Genomic DNA, 1,185 nt, shown 5'->3' with positions numbered 1-1,185 from the left:
ACTGCATCTCATGGCCGACGACATCGAATTCCGCATCGTCGGCCATGAGATGCAGTTCGTGGAAATCGAGCTTGATCCCGGTGAGAGCGCCATTGCCGAGGCCGGCGCGTTGATGTTCAAGGACGCCACGGTGCAGATGGATACCGTGTTCGGCGCCGCCAATGGCGACCAGGGCGGCGGCTTCATGGGCAAGGTGATGGCTGCCGGCAAGCGCGTACTGACCGGCGAAAGCCTGTTCGCCACCGTCTACACCCAGAGCGGCCATGGCAAGGGCAAGGTCGCCTTCGCTGCGCCCTACCCCGGCACGGTGCTGGCGATGAAACTGGACCAGCACGGCGGCCGCCTGATCTGCCAGAAGGACAGTTTCCTGGCCGGCGCGCGCGGCGTGCAGATCGGCGTGCAGTTCCAGCGCAAGATCATGACCGGCCTGTTCGGGGGCGAGGGTTTCATCATGCAGAAACTGGAGGGCGACGGCTGGGTGTTCATCCACGCCGGCGGCTGCGTGGTGGAGCGCGAGCTGGCCGCCGGCGAACGCCTGGACGTGGATACCGGCTGCGTGGTGGCCTACCACCCGACGGTGGACATGGACGTGCGTCGGGTGGCCGGCATCAAGAGCATGCTGTTCGGCGGCGAAGGGGTGTTCCTGGCCACGTTGACCGGCCCCGGCAAGGTCTGGCTGCAGTCGCTGCCGTTCTCACGCCTGGCCGGCCGCATGTGGATGGCCGCACCGCAGGGCGGCGGCCAGAACCGCGGCGAAGGCTCGGTGCTGGGCGGCCTGGGCCGGATGCTGGATGGCGATAACCGCTTCTGACCGCCTCCGGTCGTGCCGGCCGCTGGCCGGCAGCCTCATGGACCTTGGCGCGCATCCCGGTAGTGCCGGCCGCTGGCCGGCAGCCTCATGGACCTTGGCGCGCATCCCGGTAGTGCCGGCCGCGGGCCGGCAGCCCCATGGACCGTTGCCAGGTTTCCCCTATGGTTGCCGGCCAACGGCCGGCACTACCTACTAACTGGCCGCCCAGCCGCCGGTTCTCCCCATTCCTGCTTCGAGGTCTCACCATGGCTGCTTCCCACACTTCCTTTCCGCAAGGCTGGGCCCTGTTCGTGGCCATCGCCGTGGACCTGATCGCGTCCGCGCCGCCGGCCTTCCGCCTGTATCCCGCTGCCGCTGAAGGAACTCTCACAGCG

1 protein-coding gene is annotated in these 1,185 nt (G+C 68.1%); it reads left to right on the top strand.

Annotation, left to right across the window (positions count from 1 at the left end; translation table 11 throughout):
• A partial coding sequence (locus tag A7X97_RS01705) for a TIGR00266 family protein (protein ID WP_111007540.1) occupies positions 1–811 on the top strand: 811 nt, incomplete at its 5' end.
• Positions 812–1,185 lie beyond the last annotated feature (374 nt).

It is taken from the genome of Stenotrophomonas sepilia (assembly GCF_003244875.1).
In the GTDB taxonomy this organism is placed as follows: Bacteria; Pseudomonadota; Gammaproteobacteria; order Xanthomonadales; family Xanthomonadaceae; genus Stenotrophomonas; species Stenotrophomonas sepilia.
The sequence above is the reverse complement of the archived record's forward strand: the minus strand, read 5'-3'. Positions and strand labels throughout refer to the sequence as shown.